This is a genomic window from Variovorax ginsengisoli, assembly GCF_030811835.1.
GTDB classification, from domain to species: Bacteria; Pseudomonadota; Gammaproteobacteria; order Burkholderiales; family Burkholderiaceae_C; genus Variovorax; species Variovorax ginsengisoli_C.
Genome location: NZ_JAUSRO010000011.1, coordinates 179,588 through 201,315, shown reverse-complemented (window position 1 = coordinate 201,315; position 21,728 = coordinate 179,588). Strand labels below are relative to the sequence as shown.

The 21,728-nt window shown below is 66.3% G+C and carries 20 protein-coding genes; 10 read left to right on the top strand and 10 right to left on the bottom strand.

Annotated elements, in window-relative coordinates:
- Position 1: 1 nt before the first annotated feature.
- The 10 genes from J2W36_RS17895 to J2W36_RS17850 form a co-directional block, all read right to left on the bottom strand.
- A complete protein-coding gene (locus tag J2W36_RS17895) occupies positions 2–1,264 on the bottom strand; it encodes an MFS transporter (RefSeq protein ID WP_307691099.1) in 1,263 nt (420 codons plus the stop codon).
- Between the two features lie 13 nt (positions 1,265–1,277).
- Positions 1,278–2,132 carry a hypothetical protein gene (locus tag J2W36_RS17890; RefSeq protein ID WP_307691098.1) on the bottom strand — a complete coding sequence of 285 codons (855 nt, stop codon included), beginning with the start codon at positions 2,130–2,132 and terminating at the stop codon, positions 1,278–1,280.
- Positions 2,133–2,308: 176 nt separating this feature from the next.
- The gene (locus tag J2W36_RS17885; RefSeq protein WP_307691097.1) at positions 2,309–3,667 is read right to left on the bottom strand and encodes a sigma-54-dependent transcriptional regulator; all 1,359 of its coding nucleotides are present in this window, start codon (positions 3,665–3,667) and stop codon (positions 2,309–2,311) included.
- On the bottom strand, positions 3,652–5,112 hold the full coding sequence (locus J2W36_RS17880) for a sensor histidine kinase (protein ID WP_307691096.1): 1,461 nt from the start codon (positions 5,110–5,112) through the stop codon (positions 3,652–3,654). The genes J2W36_RS17885 and J2W36_RS17880 overlap by 16 nt, the downstream gene beginning before the upstream one ends.
- 22 nt (positions 5,113–5,134) lie before the next feature.
- Positions 5,135–6,679 carry a class I adenylate-forming enzyme family protein gene (locus J2W36_RS17875; RefSeq protein ID WP_307691095.1) on the bottom strand — a complete coding sequence of 515 codons (1,545 nt, stop codon included), beginning with the start codon at positions 6,677–6,679 and terminating at the stop codon, positions 5,135–5,137.
- Between the two features lie 276 nt (positions 6,680–6,955).
- A complete protein-coding gene (locus J2W36_RS17870; RefSeq protein WP_307691094.1) occupies positions 6,956–8,290 on the bottom strand; it encodes a zinc-binding metallopeptidase family protein in 1,335 nt (444 codons plus the stop codon).
- Between the two features lie 147 nt (positions 8,291–8,437).
- Positions 8,438–10,864, bottom strand: coding sequence for an AI-2E family transporter (locus J2W36_RS17865; RefSeq protein WP_307691093.1), 2,427 nt, complete (start codon positions 10,862–10,864; stop codon positions 8,438–8,440).
- 133 nt (positions 10,865–10,997) lie between these two features.
- Positions 10,998–11,996 (bottom strand): lipoyl synthase, encoded by a 999-nt coding sequence (lipA, locus tag J2W36_RS17860; protein WP_307691092.1) that lies wholly within the window; start codon positions 11,994–11,996, stop codon positions 10,998–11,000.
- Positions 11,997–12,003: 7 nt separating this feature from the next.
- Complete coding sequence (gene lipB, locus J2W36_RS17855; RefSeq protein WP_307691091.1) at positions 12,004–12,669, bottom strand: lipoyl(octanoyl) transferase LipB; 666 nt, start codon at positions 12,667–12,669, stop codon at positions 12,004–12,006.
- 38 nt (positions 12,670–12,707) lie between these two features.
- Complete coding sequence (locus tag J2W36_RS17850; protein ID WP_307691090.1) at positions 12,708–13,010, bottom strand: YbeD family protein; 303 nt, start codon at positions 13,008–13,010, stop codon at positions 12,708–12,710.
- A 127-nt stretch (positions 13,011–13,137) separates the two neighbouring features.
- On the opposite strand from J2W36_RS17850, the gene J2W36_RS17845 reads away from it, so the two are divergent.
- From J2W36_RS17845 to J2W36_RS17800, 10 genes are all read left to right on the top strand, one after another.
- Positions 13,138–13,611, top strand: coding sequence for an ATP synthase subunit I (locus J2W36_RS17845; protein WP_307691089.1), 474 nt, complete (start codon positions 13,138–13,140; stop codon positions 13,609–13,611).
- 21 nt (positions 13,612–13,632) lie between these two features.
- Positions 13,633–14,511 carry a F0F1 ATP synthase subunit A gene (atpB, locus tag J2W36_RS17840; RefSeq protein ID WP_307691088.1) on the top strand — a complete coding sequence of 293 codons (879 nt, stop codon included), beginning with the start codon at positions 13,633–13,635 and terminating at the stop codon, positions 14,509–14,511.
- Positions 14,512–14,586: 75 nt separating this feature from the next.
- Positions 14,587–14,856: a F0F1 ATP synthase subunit C gene (gene atpE, locus J2W36_RS17835; RefSeq protein WP_013543869.1), complete on the top strand. Its 270-nt coding sequence runs from the start codon at positions 14,587–14,589 to the stop codon at positions 14,854–14,856.
- Positions 14,857–14,889: 33 nt separating this feature from the next.
- Positions 14,890–15,360, top strand: coding sequence for a F0F1 ATP synthase subunit B (locus tag J2W36_RS17830; RefSeq protein WP_307691087.1), 471 nt, complete (start codon positions 14,890–14,892; stop codon positions 15,358–15,360).
- 7 nt (positions 15,361–15,367) lie between these two features.
- Positions 15,368–15,898, top strand: coding sequence for a F0F1 ATP synthase subunit delta (locus J2W36_RS17825; RefSeq protein ID WP_307691086.1), 531 nt, complete (start codon positions 15,368–15,370; stop codon positions 15,896–15,898).
- A 47-nt stretch (positions 15,899–15,945) separates the two neighbouring features.
- Positions 15,946–17,499, top strand: a complete 1,554-nt coding sequence (atpA, locus tag J2W36_RS17820) for a F0F1 ATP synthase subunit alpha (protein ID WP_307691085.1) — start codon at positions 15,946–15,948, stop codon at positions 17,497–17,499.
- A gap of 21 nt (positions 17,500–17,520) precedes the next feature.
- Positions 17,521–18,396: a F0F1 ATP synthase subunit gamma gene (atpG, locus tag J2W36_RS17815; RefSeq protein ID WP_307691084.1), complete on the top strand. Its 876-nt coding sequence runs from the start codon at positions 17,521–17,523 to the stop codon at positions 18,394–18,396.
- Positions 18,397–18,441: 45 nt separating this feature from the next.
- A complete protein-coding gene (gene atpD / locus J2W36_RS17810) occupies positions 18,442–19,857 on the top strand; it encodes a F0F1 ATP synthase subunit beta (protein WP_307691083.1) in 1,416 nt (471 codons plus the stop codon).
- Between the two features lie 18 nt (positions 19,858–19,875).
- Positions 19,876–20,295 carry a F0F1 ATP synthase subunit epsilon gene (locus J2W36_RS17805; protein WP_307691082.1) on the top strand — a complete coding sequence of 140 codons (420 nt, stop codon included), beginning with the start codon at positions 19,876–19,878 and terminating at the stop codon, positions 20,293–20,295.
- Between the two features lie 257 nt (positions 20,296–20,552).
- Positions 20,553–21,722 (top strand): ROK family protein, encoded by a 1,170-nt coding sequence (locus J2W36_RS17800; protein WP_307691132.1) that lies wholly within the window; start codon positions 20,553–20,555, stop codon positions 21,720–21,722.
- Positions 21,723–21,728 lie beyond the last annotated feature (6 nt).

The window sequence follows — 21,728 nt, the reverse complement described above, 5'->3', positions numbered from 1 at the left end:
TTCAGAGTGGGGATGAAAAAACAGGAAGGAGCCCGGTGCGGGCGGGTGCGTGGCGCGTCTCCGGCATGCCCAGGGCAAACAGCGCCAGCGCCAGCGCAGCCACGCCCGAGAGCATGAGAAACGCCGTGTCGTAGCCCGATGACTGGGCGACCGTGCCGGCCACCAGATTGCTCAGAGCGCCACCGAGTCCGACGCAGGCCGCGCCGATGCCCAGTGCAAAGTTGAAATGGCCGCTGCCGCGCGTGAGGTCGCTCAGCATCAGCGTGAGCATCACGCCGAAGACACCTGCGCCAATGCCGTCGAGCACCTGCAGCGCGAGCAGCGACGCCGGGCTGTCGGCCAGAAGATAGAGCAGGCCCCGCACCGGCAGCACGGCGAAGCCGACGAGAAAGATCGGCTTGCGTGGCAGCTTGGGCGCCCAGCGTCCGACGGCCAGCCCGATCGGAATCGTCACCAGCTGCGTCACGATCACGCCGCCCGACAGCCAGAGCGCCGCCGACGTCCCGGCGCGCGTGCCGACCTTCTGTGCCACCAGCGTGAGCATGGCGGCGTTGGCCAGGTGGAACAGGAAGGCGCAGCCCAGCAGGATGAACAGGCGATGGTCGTACCAGCGCGGGGCGCGTGCGCCGGTTGCGCCGGCCACGGGTGCGGCATCTGCGTCGGAGTCGGCACCGCGCGCCAGCCGCAGGTCGATGTCCCGGTCGCGGATCAGCAGCGCTGCGGCGATGGTTGGCACCGCCATCACGACGGCATAGAAGAACATCGCAGGCGAACCGAAGACGTGGCCGACCCAGCCGGTGCCCAGCGCCCAGACCACCGTTCCGCCCGCGGTGATCGCCGCGTTGCGGCCAATGCGCGCGTCCAGGCCGGTACGCCCGACCATGCCCAGGCTCGTCGCGGCGATGGCGGGCGCCACCAGCGTGCCGGCCGCGCCGATGAGCGACTGGCCACCGAGGATCACCGCATAGCTCGGCCAGTTGGCCATGACCACCAGGCTGATGGCGATCAAGGTGATCGCGCCGGCGATCCAGCGCGGCTTGGAACGTACCGTGTCGATCAGCGCGCCGGCCGGCGCCTGCACCGCCAGTCCGACCAGCGCCGAGATGAACATGACGGTGCCGATGCGCTGCGGGTCCCAGGCCAGCGTGCCGGCCATGAACACGATCAGGAACGGACCCACGCCACCCTGGATGTCGGGTGCGAGGAAAGCCAGCGCGTCAAGCGCCCGCATGCTGCGCCGCGAGGGGGTGGCGGGGGCATTCATGGCCGTGCGCGGCTCAGGAGGCCGACGGGACGACGGGCGCTGCCGGCGACACGGCCGGTGCCGTGGGCGGGGTCGGCCGTGCGGTGCGCGGGCCGTGGCCCTTCAGGCGCGTCGGCGGCACGGGCTGGGCGCCTGGCACACCCGTTGCGCCGACCGCACCGGGGGGGGCGAACACGTCGTTCGCGGCGCTGGCGCTCTGACCCAGGCTGGTGGCCTCCAGGGCCGTGCCCAGGGCATTGCGGGTGCCCCAGCCGCGAGCAAACAGCGGCGCACCCGGCTGCAGCAGGGCTGCGTACTGCGCGCCGATGTGCGGCGGGAAGCGCACGATGGCGCCATTGTCGAGCACGGCACCGTGGACGTCGCCGCGGTCGTTGTACAGCAGGCGGGCGATGCGGCCGTCCGCCACCAGTGCAGTCAGGGCGCCCGGTGTGGGCGGTGCAGGCGGTGCTTCGCCCAGCGCCGGTGGCGTGTCGGTCACGCTCTGCCCGTTCGCCGTGATCGTCATGGCGCGCAGGACTGGCGCATTGGGTGCGCGCCAGCCGCTGACCTGCACCGTGTCGCCTGGCTTGACGGTGGTCGACAGGCGGGCCGAGAGATGGGGCGGAAATGCGACCTGGGTGCCATCGGCCAGCAGCAGGCCGTCCGCGTCGCCGTTGGGGTTGAGCAGCCACCGCTGCACCTGGCCGTTGACGACCGTCCCGGCCTGCGGGACTGCGAGCGGCGCAGCGCCCGGACCATTGGCCAACGGGGCGCCGGGCACCGGTCCAGCGGGCGGAGGCGGTGGCATTTGCGCGAAGGCGGCGCCGGCGACCAGCAGGCTGGCGGCGGTCAGTGCGGTGCGGGTGAACGAGGTGAAACGCGAGGTCATGGGCAACTCCTTGGGTTGGTTGAGTGCCTGAGATGTCTCACGGAACGTGCCAGCGAATAAATCCTTTAAAATCAAATACTTACGAAAGTAGCGTGCACGCGTTGTGCATGGCTGCGGGACACCTGTTGTCCGCTTTCCGGACGCTGCGGCTGTCCCAGGACGCGTGCGGCGGTGACTCAGGCGATGCCGTACTGCGCCAGCTTGCGGTACAGCAACTGGCGGTGGATGCCCAGCCGCCTGGCCGCCTCGGCGCGGTTGCCTTGCGTTTGCGCCAGCGCGTGGCCGATCAGCAGGCGCTCGAGCCGCTCGGTTGCGGCGGGCAGATCGCTGTCGAGCCAGTCGAGCGGCAGGCCGGTGGCGGCGCCGCCCGCCGATGCATCGCCCTGCGTGCCCTCGGCCACATCGGCGGCGCCGATCACCCGGTGGCGCACCAGCGCCTGGCAACGCGCCATCAGGTTGCGCAGCTCGCGCACGTTACCTGGCCAGGCATGGCGCAGCAGCTGCTGTGCAGCCGCGGCGGACAGGCCCTTGGGGGGTTCGCCCGGTGGCGCGGCGAGGCGCAGGAAGTGCTCGGCCAGCGGAATGATGTCGGCCAGCCGGTCGCGCAGCGGCGGCACCTGGATCGACAGCACGTTCAGGCGGTAGTAAAGGTCCTCGCGAAAGGCGCCGTCGCGCACGGCGGCGGCCAGGTCGCGATGGGTCGCCGCCACCACGCGCACGTCGACCTTCACCGTCTTGTGGCTGCCCAGCGGCGTGACTTCGCCCTCTTGCAGCGCCCGCAGGATCTTGGCCTGCACGCCCAGCGCCATGTCGCCGATCTCGTCGAGCAGCAGCACCCCGCCGTCGGCGGCGCGAAAGCAGCCCGGACGGTCGCCGGATGCGCCGGTGAACGCGCCCCGCACGTGGCCGAAGAGTTCGCTTTCGAGCAGCTCCTTTGGAATGGCCGCGCAGTTGATCGCCACGAAGGGCCGCTCGGCCCGTGCCGAGTGGCGATGCAGGGCGCGCGCGACCATCTCCTTGCCGGTGCCGGTCTCGCCGACCACCAGCACGGGTTGTGTGCTGGCCGCGGCCATGCCGATGCGCTTGTGGACCTCGCGCATCGCGCTGCTCGGGCCAATGAGTTCGAGCGCGTCCTCGTCGTCCGGGCGCGGTGCCGATGCGACGGCCGGTGCCTCCTGCTGCAGTGCCCTTGCCAGCACCTCGCGCACGTCCTCGCGCCGCACCGGCTTGGTCAGGTGGTCGAAGGCGCCCAGGCGCATCGCCTCGATCGTGTTGCCGCCGCTTGCAAAGGCCGTCAGCACGATCACAGGCGGCAGCCGTGCGACGGTCGCGCGCATGGCGGCGAGCGTCTGCAGGCCGTCCATGCCGGGCATGCGGTGGTCCAGGAACACAGCATCGAAGCGCGCGTGGCCGAGCTCGGCGAGCCCGCGGTTGCCGTCCGGCGCCTCGGTCACGTCGTGGCCCAGGCTCTGCAGCGTTTCGGCCAGGGTCTCGCGAAAGGCGTTGTCGTCGTCGACGATCAGGAGCCGTGCCATGGCAGTTCCAGTTCGAAGCGGGTGCCGGGCGCCAGCGCGATGTGCCGCAGGTCGCCGCCATGGGCCAGCGCGACCTCGCGCGCCAGCGCCAGCCCCAGGCCGGTGCCGTCGGCACGGCCGGTGGAAAAAGGCTCGAAGAGCCGCGCCTGCAGCGCGTCGTCGATGCCGCTGCCATCGTCGTCGACCCGCAGCACGACGTGCGACGCATCCGGCTGCAGCGCGGTCAGGCCGACGTGGCCGCCGTGGGGCGCGTGGCGCACCGCGTTGTCGAGCAGGTTGTCGACGGCGCGGGCCAGGTGCACCGGGTCGAAGGTTGCGTGCGCAGGCGTGCCCGCGGCGATGTCGACGCTCAGCTGTACGTCCCGCGCGGCGGCCTGGGTGACCACCGTGGCGGCGCGTTCGTCGAGCCATGCGCGCAGGTCGACGCGGCAGGTCGCCAGCGTGAGTGGCTGCACCAGTGCCAGCAGGCTCTGCACCAGCCCGTCGAGCCGGTCGATCTGCCCGACGATCGCGCGCAGCGCATCGGGCTGTCGCTCGGGGGCGGCGGCCAGCGCGTTCTCGGCCTTCAGACGCATGGCGGCGATCGGATTGCGGATCTCGTGTGCGATGCCGCCGGTCATGCGGCCGAGCGCAGCCAGGCGTTGGTCGCGGCTGCGCACCTGTGCGGCCTCGCGCAGGTGGACCCGTGCCTCCTCGAAGCGCAGCCGGTAGCGGTTGAAGCTGTCGACGATGCGGTCAAGCTCGCGCACGCCAGTGCGTGGCAGTTCGGGCACGGCCTCGCCGCTGGCCTCGGCGAGCCGGGTTTCGATGCGCTGCACATGGCGCAGGCCGCGCAGCAGGATGAAGCCCAGCCAGAGGCCGGAGGCCAGCACGGCGGCCATCAGCACACCCAGCCCGGTGCGCAGGCTGCCCTGCGCAGCAAGCGCGCCGGCGTGGGTGCGCGTCATCGTCCAGGCCGCCAGGTCGGTGCCCGACGCCGCCAGCGGGCAGGCCGCAACGACCAGCGCTTCGCGGCTGCCCCGCACCACTTCCACCTGCGCCTGCCGGGACCGCGCGGCGCGCTCGGCCAGCTCGAGGATCAGCGGCTGCTCGGTCACCGGCACGTCGCGCTTGACGCCGCTGCCTTCGTATGTGGGATAGGCATAGGCGATCAGGCCGCCCGACTGCTGCCACACGCCGCCCTCGACATGCGGCGTTTCGATGAGCACCAGTTGCAGCAGCACCTGCAGCAGGTCGAGCCGGGGTTGCGCCGGAGGCGGCTGCGCCACCGACTGCGCATAGCGCGATGCAACGGCGCTGCAGGCGCGGTCGGTGGTCGTCCGGGCGGCGGCAACCTGTGCGCCGGCGCTGCTGCTGTAGAGCGTGATCATGACGACGGCCAGCGCCACGAATACCGCGAAAAGCAGCATCCAGAAGAAGAGCAACTGGCCGCGCAGGGATCTCATGGGTGCAGGCGTGCGTGGCGGTTCAGGAGGGGTTCAGTTCGCGCAGTTCGCGCTTGAGGACCTTGCCGATGGCGCTGCGCGGCAACTCATCGATGAAATGCAGGCGGGCCAGGCGCTGTGTCTTGCCCAGCTGGGCGTTGGCCCACGCCAGCAGCTCGGCTGCATCGACGGCGTGGCCGTCGCGACGCACCACATAGCCCTCGGGCGTCTCACCCCACTGCACGGAGGGTGCGCCGACCACCGCCACATCGGCCACGCCCGGGTGGGCGCGCAGCACGGTTTCCAGGTCGCTCGGGTAGATGTTGAAGCCGCCGCTGATGATCATGTCCTTCTTGCGGTCGAACAACGTGAGGAAGCCCTCGTCGTCGAAGCGGCCGATGTCGCCCGTGCGGATGAAACGCTTGCCGTCGGGCGCGAACCATTCTGCCTCGCGCGTCTTGGCCGGCTGGCGGTGGTAGCCGGTCATCATGCCGCTCGAATGGCCCACCACCTCGCCGGCCTCGCCGGGGGGCACCTCGCGGCCCTCCTCGTCGATCAGGCGGATGTCGCTGCCTGGGGCGGGTTGGCCCACGGTGTGCAGTTTCGTCGGGTGCAGATGGGCTTCGAGGATGACGGTGCCGCCGCCTTCGGTCATGCCGTAGAACTCGATCAGGCCGCCCGGCCAGCGCTGGAGCACGTCGGCCTTGAGCGCGGCGTTGAACGGCGCGCTGGTGCTGAACTTGTATTGGAAGCGCGACAGGTCGTGGGCGTCGAAGGCCGGGTGTGCCATCAGCCGCTGGTACTGCACGGGCACCAGCATGGTGTGGGTGACACCGCGTGCCTGCGCGATCTGCAGGTAGCCGGCCGCATCGAACTTGGGCATGAGCACCACGCAGCCGCCAAAGGCCAGCGTCGGGAAGAAAACGACCAGGGTGGTGTTGGAATACAGGGGCGTCGACAGCAGCGTGACCGTGTCAGGCCCGTAGCCGTAGCGCGCGCCGCGCTGCACATGCGCCCATCGCATGCCATGGCCCTGCACGATGCCTTTGGGCTCGCCGGTGGTGCCCGACGAATAGATGATGTTGAAGGCCGAGGCCGGTTGCACATCGACCGGGAAAGGCCGGGTGCCCGGCGGGGGCAGCCAGTCGGCGAGGGCCTGTCCGGCGGCGCTGGCATCGAGGGCAATGCGGGTGATCGCGTCTTCGCCCGGTGCACCGATCACTTCGGCGGCGGCCGCGTCGGTGAACAGCAGCCGCGCGTCGGCGTCGCGCATCATGCGCGCCAGGCTCGCAGGCGTGGAGCCGGGCGCCAGGGGCGCCACCGCCACCCCGGCGCGCAGGGCGCCGAGAAACACGGCGGCATAGGCAACCGACGACGCGGCGCAGATCGCGATGGCGTCGCCATGAACCACGCCGTCGCGTTGCAGGCCCGCGGCAACGCGGTCCATGAGGGCATCGAGCGCGGCATAGCCGATGGAATCTTGCGCGTCGGCCAGCGCGAGGCGGTCTGGCGATTGGCGGGCGTTAAGGGCGATCAGGTCGGCGATGCGGCCGAAGGGGGCGTCGACGTCGGTGCGGATGGGGTCCATGTCTCTGGTTCTCAGTTTGCCGGGAATGAGTCGCCAGTTTGGCAGCAGTTTTGTTTACAAAGCTGACACTTTCAGGTCAACCGCACGCACGCCGGAGACGTTTTTGTAGGACACGGCCTGCGTCAGGTCGTGGTCATGCATTCAGGAGACGAAAAATGACCTTGTCCGGAACGACCGTTCGGACCCGTGCCGACGACAAGCGCTCGGGCCCGCCGACCCGCCGCCCGACCCGCACGCCGTCGGACCACTAGCCCGCACGCGCCACTGCATGCCTTGTCAGGTCGTCACGGCTGGCAAGGGAGCAGGTGCGGCGGCCGGCGCCGATGCATCGGGAGCGTCCGGCAACGGCGGCACATCGGACGCCGGAGATTGCGGCAGCGGCTCGCCATCGACCGTTGCTGGCGACATGTCGGTCACCGTGTCCGGCGACGTCGTCGTGGCCGGGTCCGCATGCATCGCCTGCGGCTCACTGGCCGAGCGCACCACTTCGTGGATGAACTGCAGCTTGGCGATCGCCTCGCGCGGGAGCACGAACGGGTAGTAGTCATGCTGACCCATGCTGCGCGTGAGTTCATTGAGTACCTGCGTGAGCAGCACCCATGAATTCATGAAAGCCAGGAAGGGCTCGGCGTTGGGATGGTCTGGCGCCCAGAGGTCGTCCAGAGTGAAGGGGTCACTCTCGATTTCCACCGAATTGGCGTCGATCCCGAAACTCACCGCCGTGTCGACCGTGTCGGCCATGTGCAGGTAGTGCGCCCAGGTTTCGGCCCAGTCTTCCCAGGGGTGGGTGGTGGCATAGCTGGTGACGTAGTGCAGCGGCCAGTCGGTGGGAGGGCCGTTTTCGTAGTGGCGCTTGAGCGACTCGCCATAGTCCACCGATTCGTCGCCGAACAGCTCCCGATAGGGCGCGTGCCAGGCGGTGTCCTTGACCAGCCGGTCCCAGTAGTAGTGACCGATTTCGTGGCGGAAGTGGCCCAGCAGCGTTCGGTACGATTCGTGCATTTCAGCGCGAATCTTCTCGCGCTGTGCGTCGTCGGCCTCGGCGATGTTGAGCGTGATCAAGCCCTCGTCATGGCCCGTCAGCACCTGGGGGCCGCCGGGCAGGCTCTCGAGCATGTCGAAGGCGATGCCGTTGGGGCGTTCGCGCCGTGTCTCCACGGGCAGCGCGAGCGCCAGCAGTTGCGACACCAGGCGGCGCTTGGCGATTTCGAGGCGGCGGAAAAGCTCCTGGTTCACCGGGTTCGACAGGTCGGGTACCGTGCGCGTCAGCGAACAGGACAGGCACAAGCCCGGCGCCAGGTTCTCGGCCACGTGGCGGTGCTGCAGGGACCCGCCCGGAATCAGCCAGTTGCACGCCGATGGGGTCGTGAGGTTGGCGCAACGGTGGACGATGGCATCGTCCGTCACGCCGACGACCTTCCAGTCGCCGTCCTGCGCGCCTTCCTCGGTGGCAGGTTCGATGGCCACCATGGTGCGCATCACGGGGTCGTAGCCGAGAGACCGGTTGCAGTTGAGACACCGGCTGTTGCGCAAGGAAATCGGCTTGCCGCAGACGCAGCGGTAGGCGCGGCTGGTGGTCGGGCCGAGCGCGGTGGTCAGAGCTTGGTTCATGAGGTCTGTGGCAGAAAAGGAAAGCGGGAATCAAAAAAGAGGGGCGTGCCGGGGGCAACACCGGAACGCGAAGATTCTGCGGCTGCGGCGCAGGCAGGCTCGTCAGCGGCGAACAACGCCGCGCGTAGTCTGGAAGGACGCCTGGTGTCAGGCGGCAGACGGCACCATCTGGCCGACGGTGGCGGAGGCTGGCGCCTCCGAGCGCGCCGCCACTGGCGTGCCGTCGCTCCACTGCACCACGGCCGCGCGCAGTGTTTCCATGAGATCGTGGGCCATGGCCTCCAGCAGGCGCACTTCGCGCTGGCTGAGCGTGCGTGGCTGCGCGTCCAGGATGCACAAGGTGCCGAGCACGTGGCCGGCGCTGTCGCGCAACGGGGCGCCTGCATAGAAGCGCAGCCCCTTGTCGCGCAGCATGGGATTACCGGCAAAGCGCATGTCGCGCGCAATGTCGGGCACCACCAGTGTCTGGCCGTTGGCGACCACGTGGCCGCACATCGACAGCTCGCGCGGCAGGTTCAGGGCGTCACCGCGCAATGGCGTTGAACGCGCGTCGTCGATCTCGCCATGGGTTCCACGCACGGTCTGCACGGCTTCGTCGATGAGCGTCACCATCGCCAGCGGCATGTCGAAGATGTCGGCCGCGCGCTTGGATGCGGCATCGAAGAGCGGTTGGGCACGTGCTTCCAGTACGCCGCTGGCACGCAATGCGGCCAGCCGTTCGGCATCGGCCTCGGGAATGGGCGCGGGCAGGAAGCCCTCCTTCATCTCGATGCCCGTCAGGTGCGACACACGCATCACCGCTTCGCTGATCGAGGTCACCACCGCATCGGCGCCGAGGGCCTTGCACGCCGCCTCGTCGAGCAGCTCGGCCGGGGCATTCCACAGGGCCAGGACGATCTTCAGGTCAGGCCAGCGTCGCCGCAGGCGCCGGCAGAAATGGCGTGCCTGCACCTGGGGATCGGGGCTGAAGTACGAAATGCACACGGTCTGCGCGCCGCGCAGGTCGAGCCGCGCGATGTAGTCGGCACCAACGTTGACCGCAGGCCGGATCTCCGCATGCTGGCCCTGCGCGCCCAGCGCATGCGCAAGCATCTTGGCGGCCAGTGTGTCGACCTCCCATTTGCCGCCGATGCAGATGGCGTGCGGCAGGGGCACACTGGCGCTGGCGGGCTCGGGAAACTGGTCGACCAGATCGTCGATGAGTGCGTCCATGCCGATGACGACCCGGTGCCGGTGTTCGGCCGAGGCGACGCTCGCATGGTCGCTGGTGGCCATGCGCAGCACCGGCAGGCCGGTCTCGTTGTAGAACGCGGCCACGCTCGCATGATCGCTGGTCTGGTCGTGGGCCAGTTCGATGGCCTCTTCCACGTCGCCCGCCAGCAGCCGTTGGTAGACCCGCGTGGGCGTGTCGAGCGCGGGCTGGCTGCCCAGCAGCACGTCGAGGAAGGCGAGCCGGGGCAGATGCCGGCCGATGACCAGCAGGCACACCGTCAGCGGCGTCGACATGATGAGGCCGATGGGCCCCCACAGTGCAGTCCAGAAGGTCGCCGATACCATCAGCGACATGGCTGACAGGCCGGTGCTGGCGCCATAGAGCCAGGGCTCGACCACGTTGTTGCTGAGCATCTCCAGCGCGGCGATGAGCGCCAGCGTCCACAGCACCATGCTCCAGCCCGGGTCGACGGCAAAGGCCAGCGCCAGGGGGAAGACGGCCGAGATCATCGGCCCGAGGTAGGGCACGAAGCGCATCACGGCGGCCAGTGCGCCCCAGAGGATCGAGCCGGGTACGCCAATGAACCACAGGCCGGCGGCCATCGGCACCCCGTAGCTCAGGTTCACCACGAATTGCATCGTCAGGTATTTGCTGATGCGTGCGCCGGCCTCGTCCATGGCGTCGGTCGAGCGGTGCAGATTGCCGCCCCATAGCCGCAACAGCCTGTCGCGCAGGTCGAGCCGGTCCAACAGCACCAGCACAACGAACACCAGCACGATGCCCGCCGTAGCCAGCGGCCCGGCGCCTGCCTGCAACCAGGCGGCCGCCTGCTGGAAGGCGCTGGGGCCGCGTTCGGTGATTTCGACCTTCTGCACCGGCGCCGGTGCGTCGTTCCTTCGCCCCGTGCCATGCCCGATCGGCACGGTCGAACGGTCGACCTCGTTCTTCACGGCATCGAAGGTCTTCACCACACCATCGAACATGCCGGGCTTGTCCGCGCTTTCGCGCAGGTTTCGCAGCTTGGCCTTGATGTTGCTCTGGTAGGTGGGCAGTTGGGCGCTGAGCGCACTGACTTGCGTGCCCAGGAACACGCCGGCCAGACCGAGCGTGCCGAGCGCCAGCGCGACCACCACGATCACGGCCGAGGCGCGTGGCAGGCCCCAGCGCTTGAGCCGCGTGACCAGCGGGTCGAGCACGAAGCCCAGCAGGAGGGCGAGCGCGAGCGGCATCAGGATGTCGCGGCCGAAATACAGGGCGGCGACGATCACCGCGGCCGTGACCGCGCCCGCCATGATCTTGAGTTCAGGCACCAGCGCCGACAGGGCGGGCACGGTGGGGGATGCGGGTTCTGGGGGCAGCACGGCGGAAGTCCTGTCGGTGATGAGCAACGAAGCGGTGCACGCAACACGGTGCGAACCGCGACAGGCTACGCAGGCCCCATGCCCGCCTGTGTAGGTGGAGCACACCAGACCCGCCGGTGTGCCGCCGACATGATCAGACGCCCGCCGCGTGGGCCTGTTCGTCCGCGTGGTAGCTCGACCGCACCATGGCGCCGACGGCCGCGTGCGTGAAACCCATCTTGTAGGCTTCTTCCTCGAACATCTTGAACGTGTCCGGGTGCACGTAGCGCTTGACCGGCAGGTGCGAATTCGACGGCGACAGGTACTGGCCGATGGTCAGCATGTCGATGTCGTGCGCGCGCATGTCGCGCATGATCTGCAGAATTTCTTCGTCGGTTTCGCCCAGGCCCACCATGATGCCGCTCTTGGTCGGCACCGTCGGGTGCAGCGCCTTGAACTTCTTGAGCAGGTTCAGGCTGAACTGGTAATCGCTGCCCGGGCGTGCTTCCTTGTAGAGACGCGGCGCGGTTTCCAGGTTGTGATTCATCACGTCGGGCGGTGCGGCCTTGAGGATTTCCAGCGCGCGGTCGTCGCGGCCGCGGAAGTCGGGCACCAGGATCTCGATCTGCGTCGTCGGAGACAGTTCGCGGATGTTGCGGATGCACTCGACGAAGTGACCGCTGCCGCCGTCGCGCAGGTCGTCGCGGTCGACGCTGGTGATCACCACGTACTTCAGGCGCAGCTTGGCGATGGTACGCGCCAGGTTCAGCGGCTCGTCCTTGTCGAGCGGGTCGGGCCGGCCGTGGCCGACGTCGCAGAACGGGCAGCGGCGGGTGCACTTGTCGCCCATGATCATGAACGTGGCCGTGCCCTTGCCGAAGCACTCGCCGATGTTCGGGCAGGAGGCTTCCTCGCACACCGTGTGCAGGTTGTTCTCGCGCAGGATCTGCTTGATCTCGTAGAAGCGCGTGGTCGGCGAGCCGGCCTTCACGCGGATCCAGTCGGGCTTCTTGAGTGTTTCGCCCTGTACCACCTTGACCGGAATGCGCGAGAGCTTCGCCCCCGCCTTCTGTTTGGCAAGAGGGTTGTAGTCTGCGGCGCTTTGCGCCTCTCGCACGACAACGGGGGAGGGGACGGCTTCGGTGGTGCTCATAGGGGCTCTAAGGTGCCAGGTAGGTGCCGAGCTTGCGCCCCAGCACGTGGGCGGCTTCTTCCCAGGTGGTTTGGACCCCGATTGTAGAAAGGTCGACGGTTTGCAGTCCGGCGTAGCCGCAAGGGTTGATTCGGCAGAAGGGTTCCAGGTCCATCGCGACGTTGAGCGACACGCCGTGGTACGTGCAGTGGCGGCTCACCTTGATGCCCAGCGCGGCGATCTTTCCCAGACCCCGGAACGGATCGGCCAGCGGCGCGGGGCCGGTCAGCGCCGCATGTGAAAACGGATCGTCCAGCCGCACATAGATGCCCGGCGCACTCGCCACGCGGTGACCGGTCACGCCGAAGTGCGCGAGCGTGGCGATCACTGCGCTCTCGATGCGAAAGACGTATTCCTTGACGTAGTAGCCGGCGCGACGCAGGTCGATCAGCGGATAGGCGACCACCTGGCCCGGACCATGGAAGGTCACCTGTCCGCCGCGGTCGGTCTGGACCACGGGAATCGGGTCCGGGGCGAGCAGGTGCTCGGTCTTGCCTGCCAGGCCCTGCGTGAAGACGGGCGGGTGTTCGCACAGCCACAGGGCGTCGGGCGTGTCCGGGCCGCGCGCCGCGGTGTACTTCTGCATGGCCTCGTAAGTGGGCACATACGCGACGCGGCCGCGCACCTCGGCCACCCACTGTGGCGCGGATGCATCAGTCTGGTGCGCGAGCTTCAGAGCACCACCTTCACCATCGGGTGCGAGGACAGGGTGCGATACAGTTCATCGAGTTGCTCGCGGCTGGTGGCTGTGACGGTGATCGTGACACCCAGGTAATTGCCCGCCTTGCTGTTGCGCAGTTCAATGGTGCTGGCATCGAAGGCCGGGTCGAAGCGCTCTGCAATCTGCGTGATGGCGTGCACGAACCCGTCGGCCTTTGCGCCCATGACCTTGATCGGGAACTGTGAGGGATACTCGATCAGAGACTCCTTGCGGGCATCGATCGGTGGTGTGGGAATATCGGGTGGTGTAGTCATCGTTGGCGATTGTGTCAAACCTCCGAAGTTCCCTTTGGGCCCGGTTGGTCATGGCGAATGAGGAGTGTTTCTACCTATAATCAATGGCTTAGTAAAATTTCGGCAGACGCTTCGGTGCCAGACTCCAATGACAACGAAAGCTTCTGAACCAGAGATTGATGCCGAAGACTCCGATTTCAAGCCGCTGACGGCCGAACAGGCCCGGCAGCTGCGCGAAGCAAACCCCGAACCGTCGCCCTGGTGGGTGATTGCGGCCCAAGTGGTCGTCGGTTTGCTCGTGGCAGGAATCGCTTGGATGTGGACAGGCCGGCTGGGTGCCGGGGTGTCTGCGCTGTACGGAGCAATGGCGGTGGCGATTCCGGCGGCGTTGTTCGTGCGGGGCGCAATGAGGGGCTCGCAGGCTGGCAATCAGTCGGCCGCGATGCTGAGGTTTTTTGTCTGGGAACTGATCAAGCTCGGGTTGACCGTGGCCTTTCTGGCCGCGGCTCCGTGGGTGGTCGGAAGCCTGAGCTGGCTGGCTTTGCTGGCCGGTGTCGTGGCAGCGATAAAGATGTACTGGGTGGCACTCGTGGTGCGGCCCAGGTTGTTGAACCGGATTTGATTCTTAAAGAGACGCTGAAAGATGGCCGCTGAAGGACACGCACCGACCGCGAGTGAATACATCGTTCACCATTTGCAGCATTGGCAGGTGAACTGGGGCCTCGAGCCGGTCACTCAGAAGTCCATTGTTGACTTCAACGTCATCAACCTCGACTCCGTGCTGTATGCACTGGTTATCGGCATCATCGGATGCTTCGTCCTGTGGCTTGCTGCGCGCAAGGCGACCTCCGGCGTTCCCGGGCGCTTCCAGGCGGCTGTCGAAATGCTGGTCGAAATGGTCGATAACCAGGCCAAGTCGAACATCCACAATGCCACCAGCCGCAAATTCATTGCGCCGCTGGCGCTCACCGTGTTTGTGTGGATCTTCCTGCTCAACGCCATGGACATGCTGCCGGTCGACCTGCTGCCCGCCATCTGGGCCAAGTTGTTCGAAGCCGGTGGCCACGATCCGGCGCACGCTTACATGCGCGTCGTGCCGACGGCCGATCTCTCGACCACCCTGGGTCTGTCGACTTCCGTGCTGCTGCTGTGCCTGTTCTATGGCATCAAGGTCAAGGGTCTGGGCGGCTGGAGCCATGAGCTGATCACGGCGCCGTTCGGCTCGCACCCCGTGCTGTGGCCGATCAATCTGCTGATGCAGATCATCGAATACATCGCCAAGACCGTTTCGCACGGCATGCGGCTGTTCGGCAACATGTATGCCGGCGAACTCGTTTTCATGCTGATCGCGCTCATGGGCGGTGCGATGGCGGCCTCGTTCTCGGGGGTGATGTTGCCGATCGGTCACATCATTGCCGGTACCGTCTGGGCGATCTTCCATATTCTGGTGATCACGCTCCAGGCATTCATTTTCATGATGTTGACGCTCATTTATTTGGGCCAGGCTCATGAAGGCCACTAGGCCTGGTTCTTTGTGCTTCCCCGTTGGTTTTTGCTTTTTTCTTTTCGCTTTCAATCTGTAATCTAAGGAGTCATCATGGAAAACATTCTCGGTCTCGTCGCTCTGGCTTGTGGTTTGATCGTTGGTCTCGGCGCGATCGGTGCTTCCATCGGTATCGCGTTGATGGGCGGCAAGTTCCTCGAATCGTCGGCACGCCAGCCTGAACTCATGAACGACCTGCAAACCAAGATGTTCATCTTGGCCGGTCTGATCGACGCTGCGTTCCTGATCGGTGTGGCCATCGCCCTGCTGTTCGCATTCGCCAACCCGTTCGCAGCGACCTTCCTGGCCAACCTGCCTAAGTAAATTCGTTCAACGCCACTCTAGAAAGGTGTTGCCGTGAGTATCAACGCGACCCTGTTCGTTCAGGCCATCGTCTTCCTGCTGCTGGTGCTGTTCACGATGAAATTCGTGTGGCCCCCCATCGCGAAGGCTCTGGATGAACGCGCACAAAAGATCGCCGCGGGCCTGGCGGCCGCCGAGAAGGCCAAGGCGGAACTCGCTTCGGCCAACCAGCGCGTCGAGCAGGAACTGGTGCAGTCCCGCAATCAGACGACCAATCTGCTGGCCGACGCCGAGCGCCGCGCCCAGCAGATCGTCGAAGAGGCCAAGGGCCGTGCAACGCAAGAGGCCGACAAGATCGTTGCCGCAGCGCACGCCGAGGCCGAGCAGCAGTCCATGCGTGCCCGTGAAGTCCTGCGCGAGCAAGTCGCCGCGCTGGCCGTCAAGGGTGCCGAGCAGATTCTCCGCAAGGAAGTCAATGCCGGCGTCCACGCCGACCTGCTCGACCGCCTGAAGACCGAGCTCTGAGGACGCCATGGCCGAACTTGCCACCATTGCCCGTCCGTATGCCGATGCGCTGTTCAAGGCTTCCTCGGGTGATATCGAGGGCACGGCCGGCTGGATCGACCAGCTGGCTGACCTTGCCGCCACCCCGTTGCTCCAGCAGTTCGCTGCCGATCCCAAGGTGTCTGCCGACCAGGTCTTCGACCTGATCGCAGGCCTCCTGCCGCAGAGCCTGCCGGACCACGGCAAGAACTTCCTGCGCACCGTGATCGACAATGGCCGGCTTGCCGCGCTGCCCGAGGTCGCGGTCCAGTACCGTGCGCTGAAGAATGTGCGCAACGGTGCCTCCGACGCAGTGATCTACAGCGCCTTCCCGATCGATGAGGCGAGCCTCAACGACGTCGGCGTTGCGCTGCAACGTCGCTTTGGACGCCAGCTCAACCTGCGGGTCGAGTCCGATCCCTCGCTGATCGGCGGAATTCGCGTCGTGGTGGGTGACGAAGTCCTCGACACCTCCGTGAAGGCTCGTCTCGAGCAAATGAAAGCAGCGCTCACCGCTTGATGCGGCGAGTGGCGGTTGGCCCCATTTATTGAAAGAAGGAAAGAGTCATGCAACTCAATCCCGCAGAAATTTCCGAACTGATCAAGAGCCGCATCGAAGGTCTTGGCGTCAGTGCAGACATTCGCAACCAGGGCACCGTGGTGTCGGTGACCGACGGCATCGTGCGCGTGCACGGCCTGTCGGACGCGATGCAGGGCGAAATGCTCGAGTTCACGCCCACCGCAGACGGTACGCCGACCTTCGGCCTGGCACTGAACCTCGAGCGTGACTCGGTCGGCGCCGTGATCCTGGGCGAGTACGAACACATCTCCGAAGGCGACACCGTCAAGTGCACGGGCCGCATCCTGGAAGTGCCGGTGGGCCCCGAGCTCATCGGTCGCGTGGTGAACGCGCTGGGCCAGCCGATCGACGGCAAGGGCCCGATCAACGCCAAGATGACCGACGTGATCGAAAAGGTCGCTCCGGGCGTGATCGCACGGAAGTCCGTCGACCAGCCACTGCAGACCGGCCTGAAGTCGATCGACTCCATGGTGCCGATCGGCCGCGGCCAGCGCGAGCTGATCATCGGCGACCGCCAGACCGGCAAGACGGCCGTGGCGATCGACGCGATCATCAACCAGAAGGGTCAGGGCGTGACCTGCGTCTACGTCGCGATCGGCCAGAAGGCATCGTCGATCAAGAACGTGGTGCGCGCACTGGAACAAGCCGGTGCCATGGACTACACGATCGTGGTCGCTGCTTCCGCATCGGAATCGGCTGCGATGCAGTACGTGTCGGCCTACTCGGGCTGCACGATGGGCGAGTACTTCCGCGACCGCGGCGAAGACGCCCTGATCGTGTACGACGACCTGTCCAAGCAGGCTGTGGCCTACCGTCAGGTGTCGCTGCTGCTGCGCCGCCCACCAGGCCGTGAAGCCTATCCCGGCGACGTGTTCTATCTCCACAGCCGCCTGCTCGAACGCGCAGCCCGCGTGAATGCCGACTACGTCGAAGCCTTCACCAAGGGTGAAGTCAAGGGCAAGACCGGTTCGCTGACGGCGCTGCCGATCATCGAAACGCAAGCCGGTGACGTGTCCGCGTTCGTGCCGACCAACGTGATCTCGATCACCGACGGCCAGATCTTCCTGGAAACCTCGCTGTTCAACGCCGGCATCCGTCCCGCCATCAACGCCGGCATCTCGGTGTCGCGCGTGGGTTCGGCTGCCCAGACGAAGATCATCAAGGGCCTGTCGGGCGGTATCCGTACCGACTTGGCCCAGTACCGTGAACTGGCTGCGTTCGCGCAGTTCGCTTCCGACCTGGACGAAGCCACCCGTAAGCAGCTCGACCGCGGTGCCCGCGTGACCGAACTGCTCAAGCAGGCGCAATACAGCCCGCTGCCCATCTCGCTGATGGGTGCCACGCTGTTCGCGGTGAACAAGGGCTTCATGGACGATCTGGACGTCAAGAAGGTGCTCGCCTTCGAACACGGCCTGCATCAATTCCTCAAGACCAGTCACGTGGCGCTGCTCGACAAGATCGAGAAGGCCAAGGCGCTGGACAAGGAAGCCGAAGCTGAACTGACCGCCGCAATCACGACGTTCAAGAAGTCGTTCGCCTGATCGGCAACGCAAGGAGTCCCAATGGCAGCTGGCAAGGAAATCCGCGGCAAGATCAAATCGGTGGAGAACACCAAGAAGATCACCAAGGCCATGGAAATGGTGGCCGCATCGAAGATGCGCAAGGCGCAGGAGCGCATGCGTGCCGCACGCCCCTACAGCGAGAAGATCCGCACCGTCGCGGCCAATCTCGGCCAGGCGAACCCGGAGTACACGCACGCGTTCATGAAGAACAACGACGCCAAGGCGTCGGGCTTCATCCTCGTGACGACCGACAAGGGTCTGTGCGGCGGCATGAACACCAACGTGCTGCGCGCGTTGACGGCCAAGCTGCGTGAGCAGCAGGCCGCAGGCGTGGCGGTTGAGGCGGTGGCCATCGGCAACAAGGGCCTCGGCTTCCTGAACCGCGTCGGTGCACGCGTGGTATCGCATGTCACCCAGATGGGCGACACGCCACACCTCGACAAGCTGATCGGCCCGGTCAAGGTTCTGCTCGACGCTTACGCCGAAGGCAAGCTGGACGCCGTGTACATCTGCTACACGAAGTTCATCAACACGATGCGCCAGGAATCGGTGATCGAGCAGCTTCTGCCGCTCGCCCCCGAAACGTTGAAGGCCGAAAAGGGTCAGCACGCCTGGGACTACATCTACGAGCCCGATGCGCCGACCGTGATCGACGAGCTGCTGGTGCGTTACGTGGAGTCGCTGGTGTACCAGGCCGTGGCCGAGAACATGGCGTCGGAACAGTCGGCCCGCATGGTGGCCATGAAGGCTGCCACCGACAACGCAGGCAACGTGATTGGCGAACTCAAGCTGATCTACAACAAGACCCGTCAGGCCGGCATCACGAAAGAGCTGTCGGAAATCGTGTCGGGCGCTGCTGCGGCCGCCGGCGTCTAAGCGTCTTTCGACGTCAACAGATTCAAATTTTTATCGGAGCAGATGATGGCTCAAGCAAATGCAGTGCAAGGCAAGATCGTTCAATGTATCGGTGCCGTGGTCGACGTGGAATTCCCGCGCAGCCAGATGCCCAAGATCTATGACGCCTTGAAGTTGGAAGGCAGCACCCTCACGCTCGAAGTGCAACAGCAACTCGGCGACGGCGTGGTGCGTACCATTGCGCTCGGTTCGTCGGACGGCCTGCGCCGCGGCCTGATGGTCACCAACACCCACGCGCCGATCACCGTGCCCGTGGGCAAGGCCACGCTCGGCCGCATCATGGACGTGCTGGGCTCGCCCATCGACGAACGCGGCCCGGTCAGCCAGGAACTGACGGCCTCGATCCACCGCAAGGCCCCCGCGTACGACGACCTCTCGCCGTCGCAGGAGCTGCTGGAAACCGGCATCAAGGTGATCGACCTGGTGTGCCCGTTCGCCAAGGGCGGCAAGGTGGGCCTGTTCGGCGGTGCCGGCGTGGGCAAGACCGTGAACATGATGGAACTCATCAACAACATCGCCAAGGCTCACTCGGGCGTGTCGGTGTTCGCTGGTGTGGGTGAACGTACCCGCGAAGGCAACGACTTCTATCACGAGATGGCCGACTCCGGCGTGGTGAACCTCGAGAACCTCGAGGACTCGAAAGTGGCCATGGTCTACGGCCAGATGAACGAGCCCCCGGGCAACCGTCTGCGCGTCGCGCTGACCGGCCTGACCATCGCCGAGTCGTTCCGCGACGAAGGCAAGGACGTGCTGTTCTTCGTGGACAACATCTACCGCTACACGCTGGCCGGTACCGAAGTGTCGGCACTGCTGGGCCGCATGCCTTCCGCCGTGGGCTACCAACCGACGTTGGCCGAGGAAATGGGTCGCCTGCAAGAGCGGATCACGTCGACCAAGGTCGGTTCCATCACCTCGATCCAGGCCGTCTACGTGCCTGCCGACGATTACACCGATCCGTCGCCTGCCACCACCTTCGCCCACCTGGACTCGACCGTTGCGCTGTCGCGTGAAATCGCGTCCCTGGGCATCTACCCGGCCGTGGACCCGCTGGACTCGACCTCGCGCCAGCTGTCGCCGGCCGTGGTGGGTGAAGAGCACTACAACGTGGCTCGCGCCGTGCAAGGCACGCTGCAGCGCTACAAGGAACTGCGCGACATCATCGCCATTCTGGGCATGGACGAACTGGCTCCCGACGACAAGCTGGCCGTGGCCCGCGCGCGCAAGATCCAGCGTTTCCTGTCGCAGCCGTTCCACGTGGCCGAAGTGTTCACGGGTTCGCCGGGCAAGTACGTGCCGCTGACCGAAACCATCCGTGGTTTCAAGATGATCGTGAACGGCGAGTGCGATCACCTGCCGGAACAGTCGTTCTACATGGTCGGCACCATCGACGAGGCCTTTGAAAAGGCGAAGAAGGTCGCCTGAGGCGGCTGAGGAACGCACATGGCAAACACCATTCACGTCGACGTCGTCAGCGCGGAAGAGTCGATCTTCTCGGGCGAAGCACGCTTCGTCGCGCTGCCCGGTGAAGCCGGCGAGCTCGGCATCTATCCGCGCCACACACCGCTGATCACGCGCATTCGTCCCGGTGCCGTGCGCATCGAGATGGCCGATGGCGGCGAGGAGTTCGTCTTCGTGGCCGGTGGCATCCTCGAAGTGCAGCCGAACACCGTCACCGTGCTGTCCGACACCGCGATCCGCGGCAAGGACCTCGATGACGAAAAGGCAAACCAGGCCAAGGCCGCTGCCGAAGAAGCGTTGAAGAACGCGAAGAGCGACATCGACATCGCCATGGCGCAGTCGGAGCTGGCCGTGATGGCTGCGCAGATCGCCGCGCTGCGCAAATACCGCCAGAAGAAGTAAGCAGCGCTTCGCAACGCCTTGCGGAATGCACGTCGTTGTGCGTTCTGCCTCCACAAAGCCGCCCTCGGGCGGCTTTGTCGCTTTGGAAAGCATCACACATACATTCGATCGACTTCGGTATTAATTTGGCCGAAGTTAAGCCTTGTCCGGCAGAAGATGCCCCACTAGTATTCGGCAGCTTCCACGCAAGAGGGGAGCGCAACACAAGAATGCTGGAGACGAGCTTGCAACGCTGGAGTGGCCTCACTGCCGATGAGATGCGCCTGCTGGAGACGACGTTCTGGTCGGCCGGCGGTTCGCGTCATGGCATGGCCGAACAGCTGGGCTACTCGCGCAGCAAGGCCAACGCGATGATCGCCGGCCTGCTTGACCAGGGCCTGTTGGCAGAGGCTGGCCTGCAGGCTTCATCGGGGGGGCGCCGCGCCGAGAATCTGCAGATCAACGGCACCCTTGGCGTGCTCGTGGGCGTCGACATCGGCGCGACCAGCCTGGACCTGGCGTTGTTGCGGCCGGACCTCACCCCCCTCGTTCAGCACGCCGAACCAGCCGACGTCCGTCAGGGGCCCGGCGTGGTGCTGGCGCGGGTGCGCTGCCTGCTGCGTGAACTGCTGGGCCGCCAGGGCCTTGGGGCCGACCAGGTAATGGGCATCGGCATCGGCGTACCTGGGCCCGTCAACTTCGGCATCGGTCAACTGGTCAATCCGCCGCTCATGCCGGCCTGGGACGGTTTTTCAATCCGCGACTGCCTGCGCGAGGACTACGCAGCGCCCGTCTTCGTCGACAACGACGTCAACCTCATGGCGCTCGGCGAGCTTTGGCGCCTGAAGCGTTCGCTCTCCAACTTCCTGGTCATCAAGGTCGGTACGGGCATCGGCTGCGGCATCGTCTGCCACGGCGAGGTGTACCGCGGCGCGGCAGGTTCGGCCGGCGACGTGGGCCACATCTGCGTCGACCAGGAAGGCCCACGCTGCCATTGCGGCAACCTGGGCTGTGTCGAGGTCATGGCCGCCGGCCCGGCGATCACGCGCATGGCGGTGCAGGCTGTGGAAGCCGGTGAAAGCGCGATGCTGGCCGAGTGCCTGCGCGACAAGGGCCGCATCGACGCGATTGATGTGGGCCATGCCGGCCGCGCGGGCGACGCCGCGGCCAATGCCATCATCCAGCGCGCTGGCAGTCTGCTCGGGCAGATGCTGGCGTCGGTGGTGAACTTCTTCAATCCGTCGCACGTCTTCATCGGCGGCGGCGTCACGCACATTGGGCCGCTGTTCCTTGCGGCGGTGCGCCAGAGCGTCTATCAGCGCTCGCTGGCCCTGTCGACGCGCCACCTGGAGATCCAGTACACGCCGCTCGGTGCGCAGGCTGGCCTGATCGGCGCAGGCGTGCTGGCGATGCAGGAAACGCTCAAGGTGCGCGGGGTGGCGCCATGAGCCCGA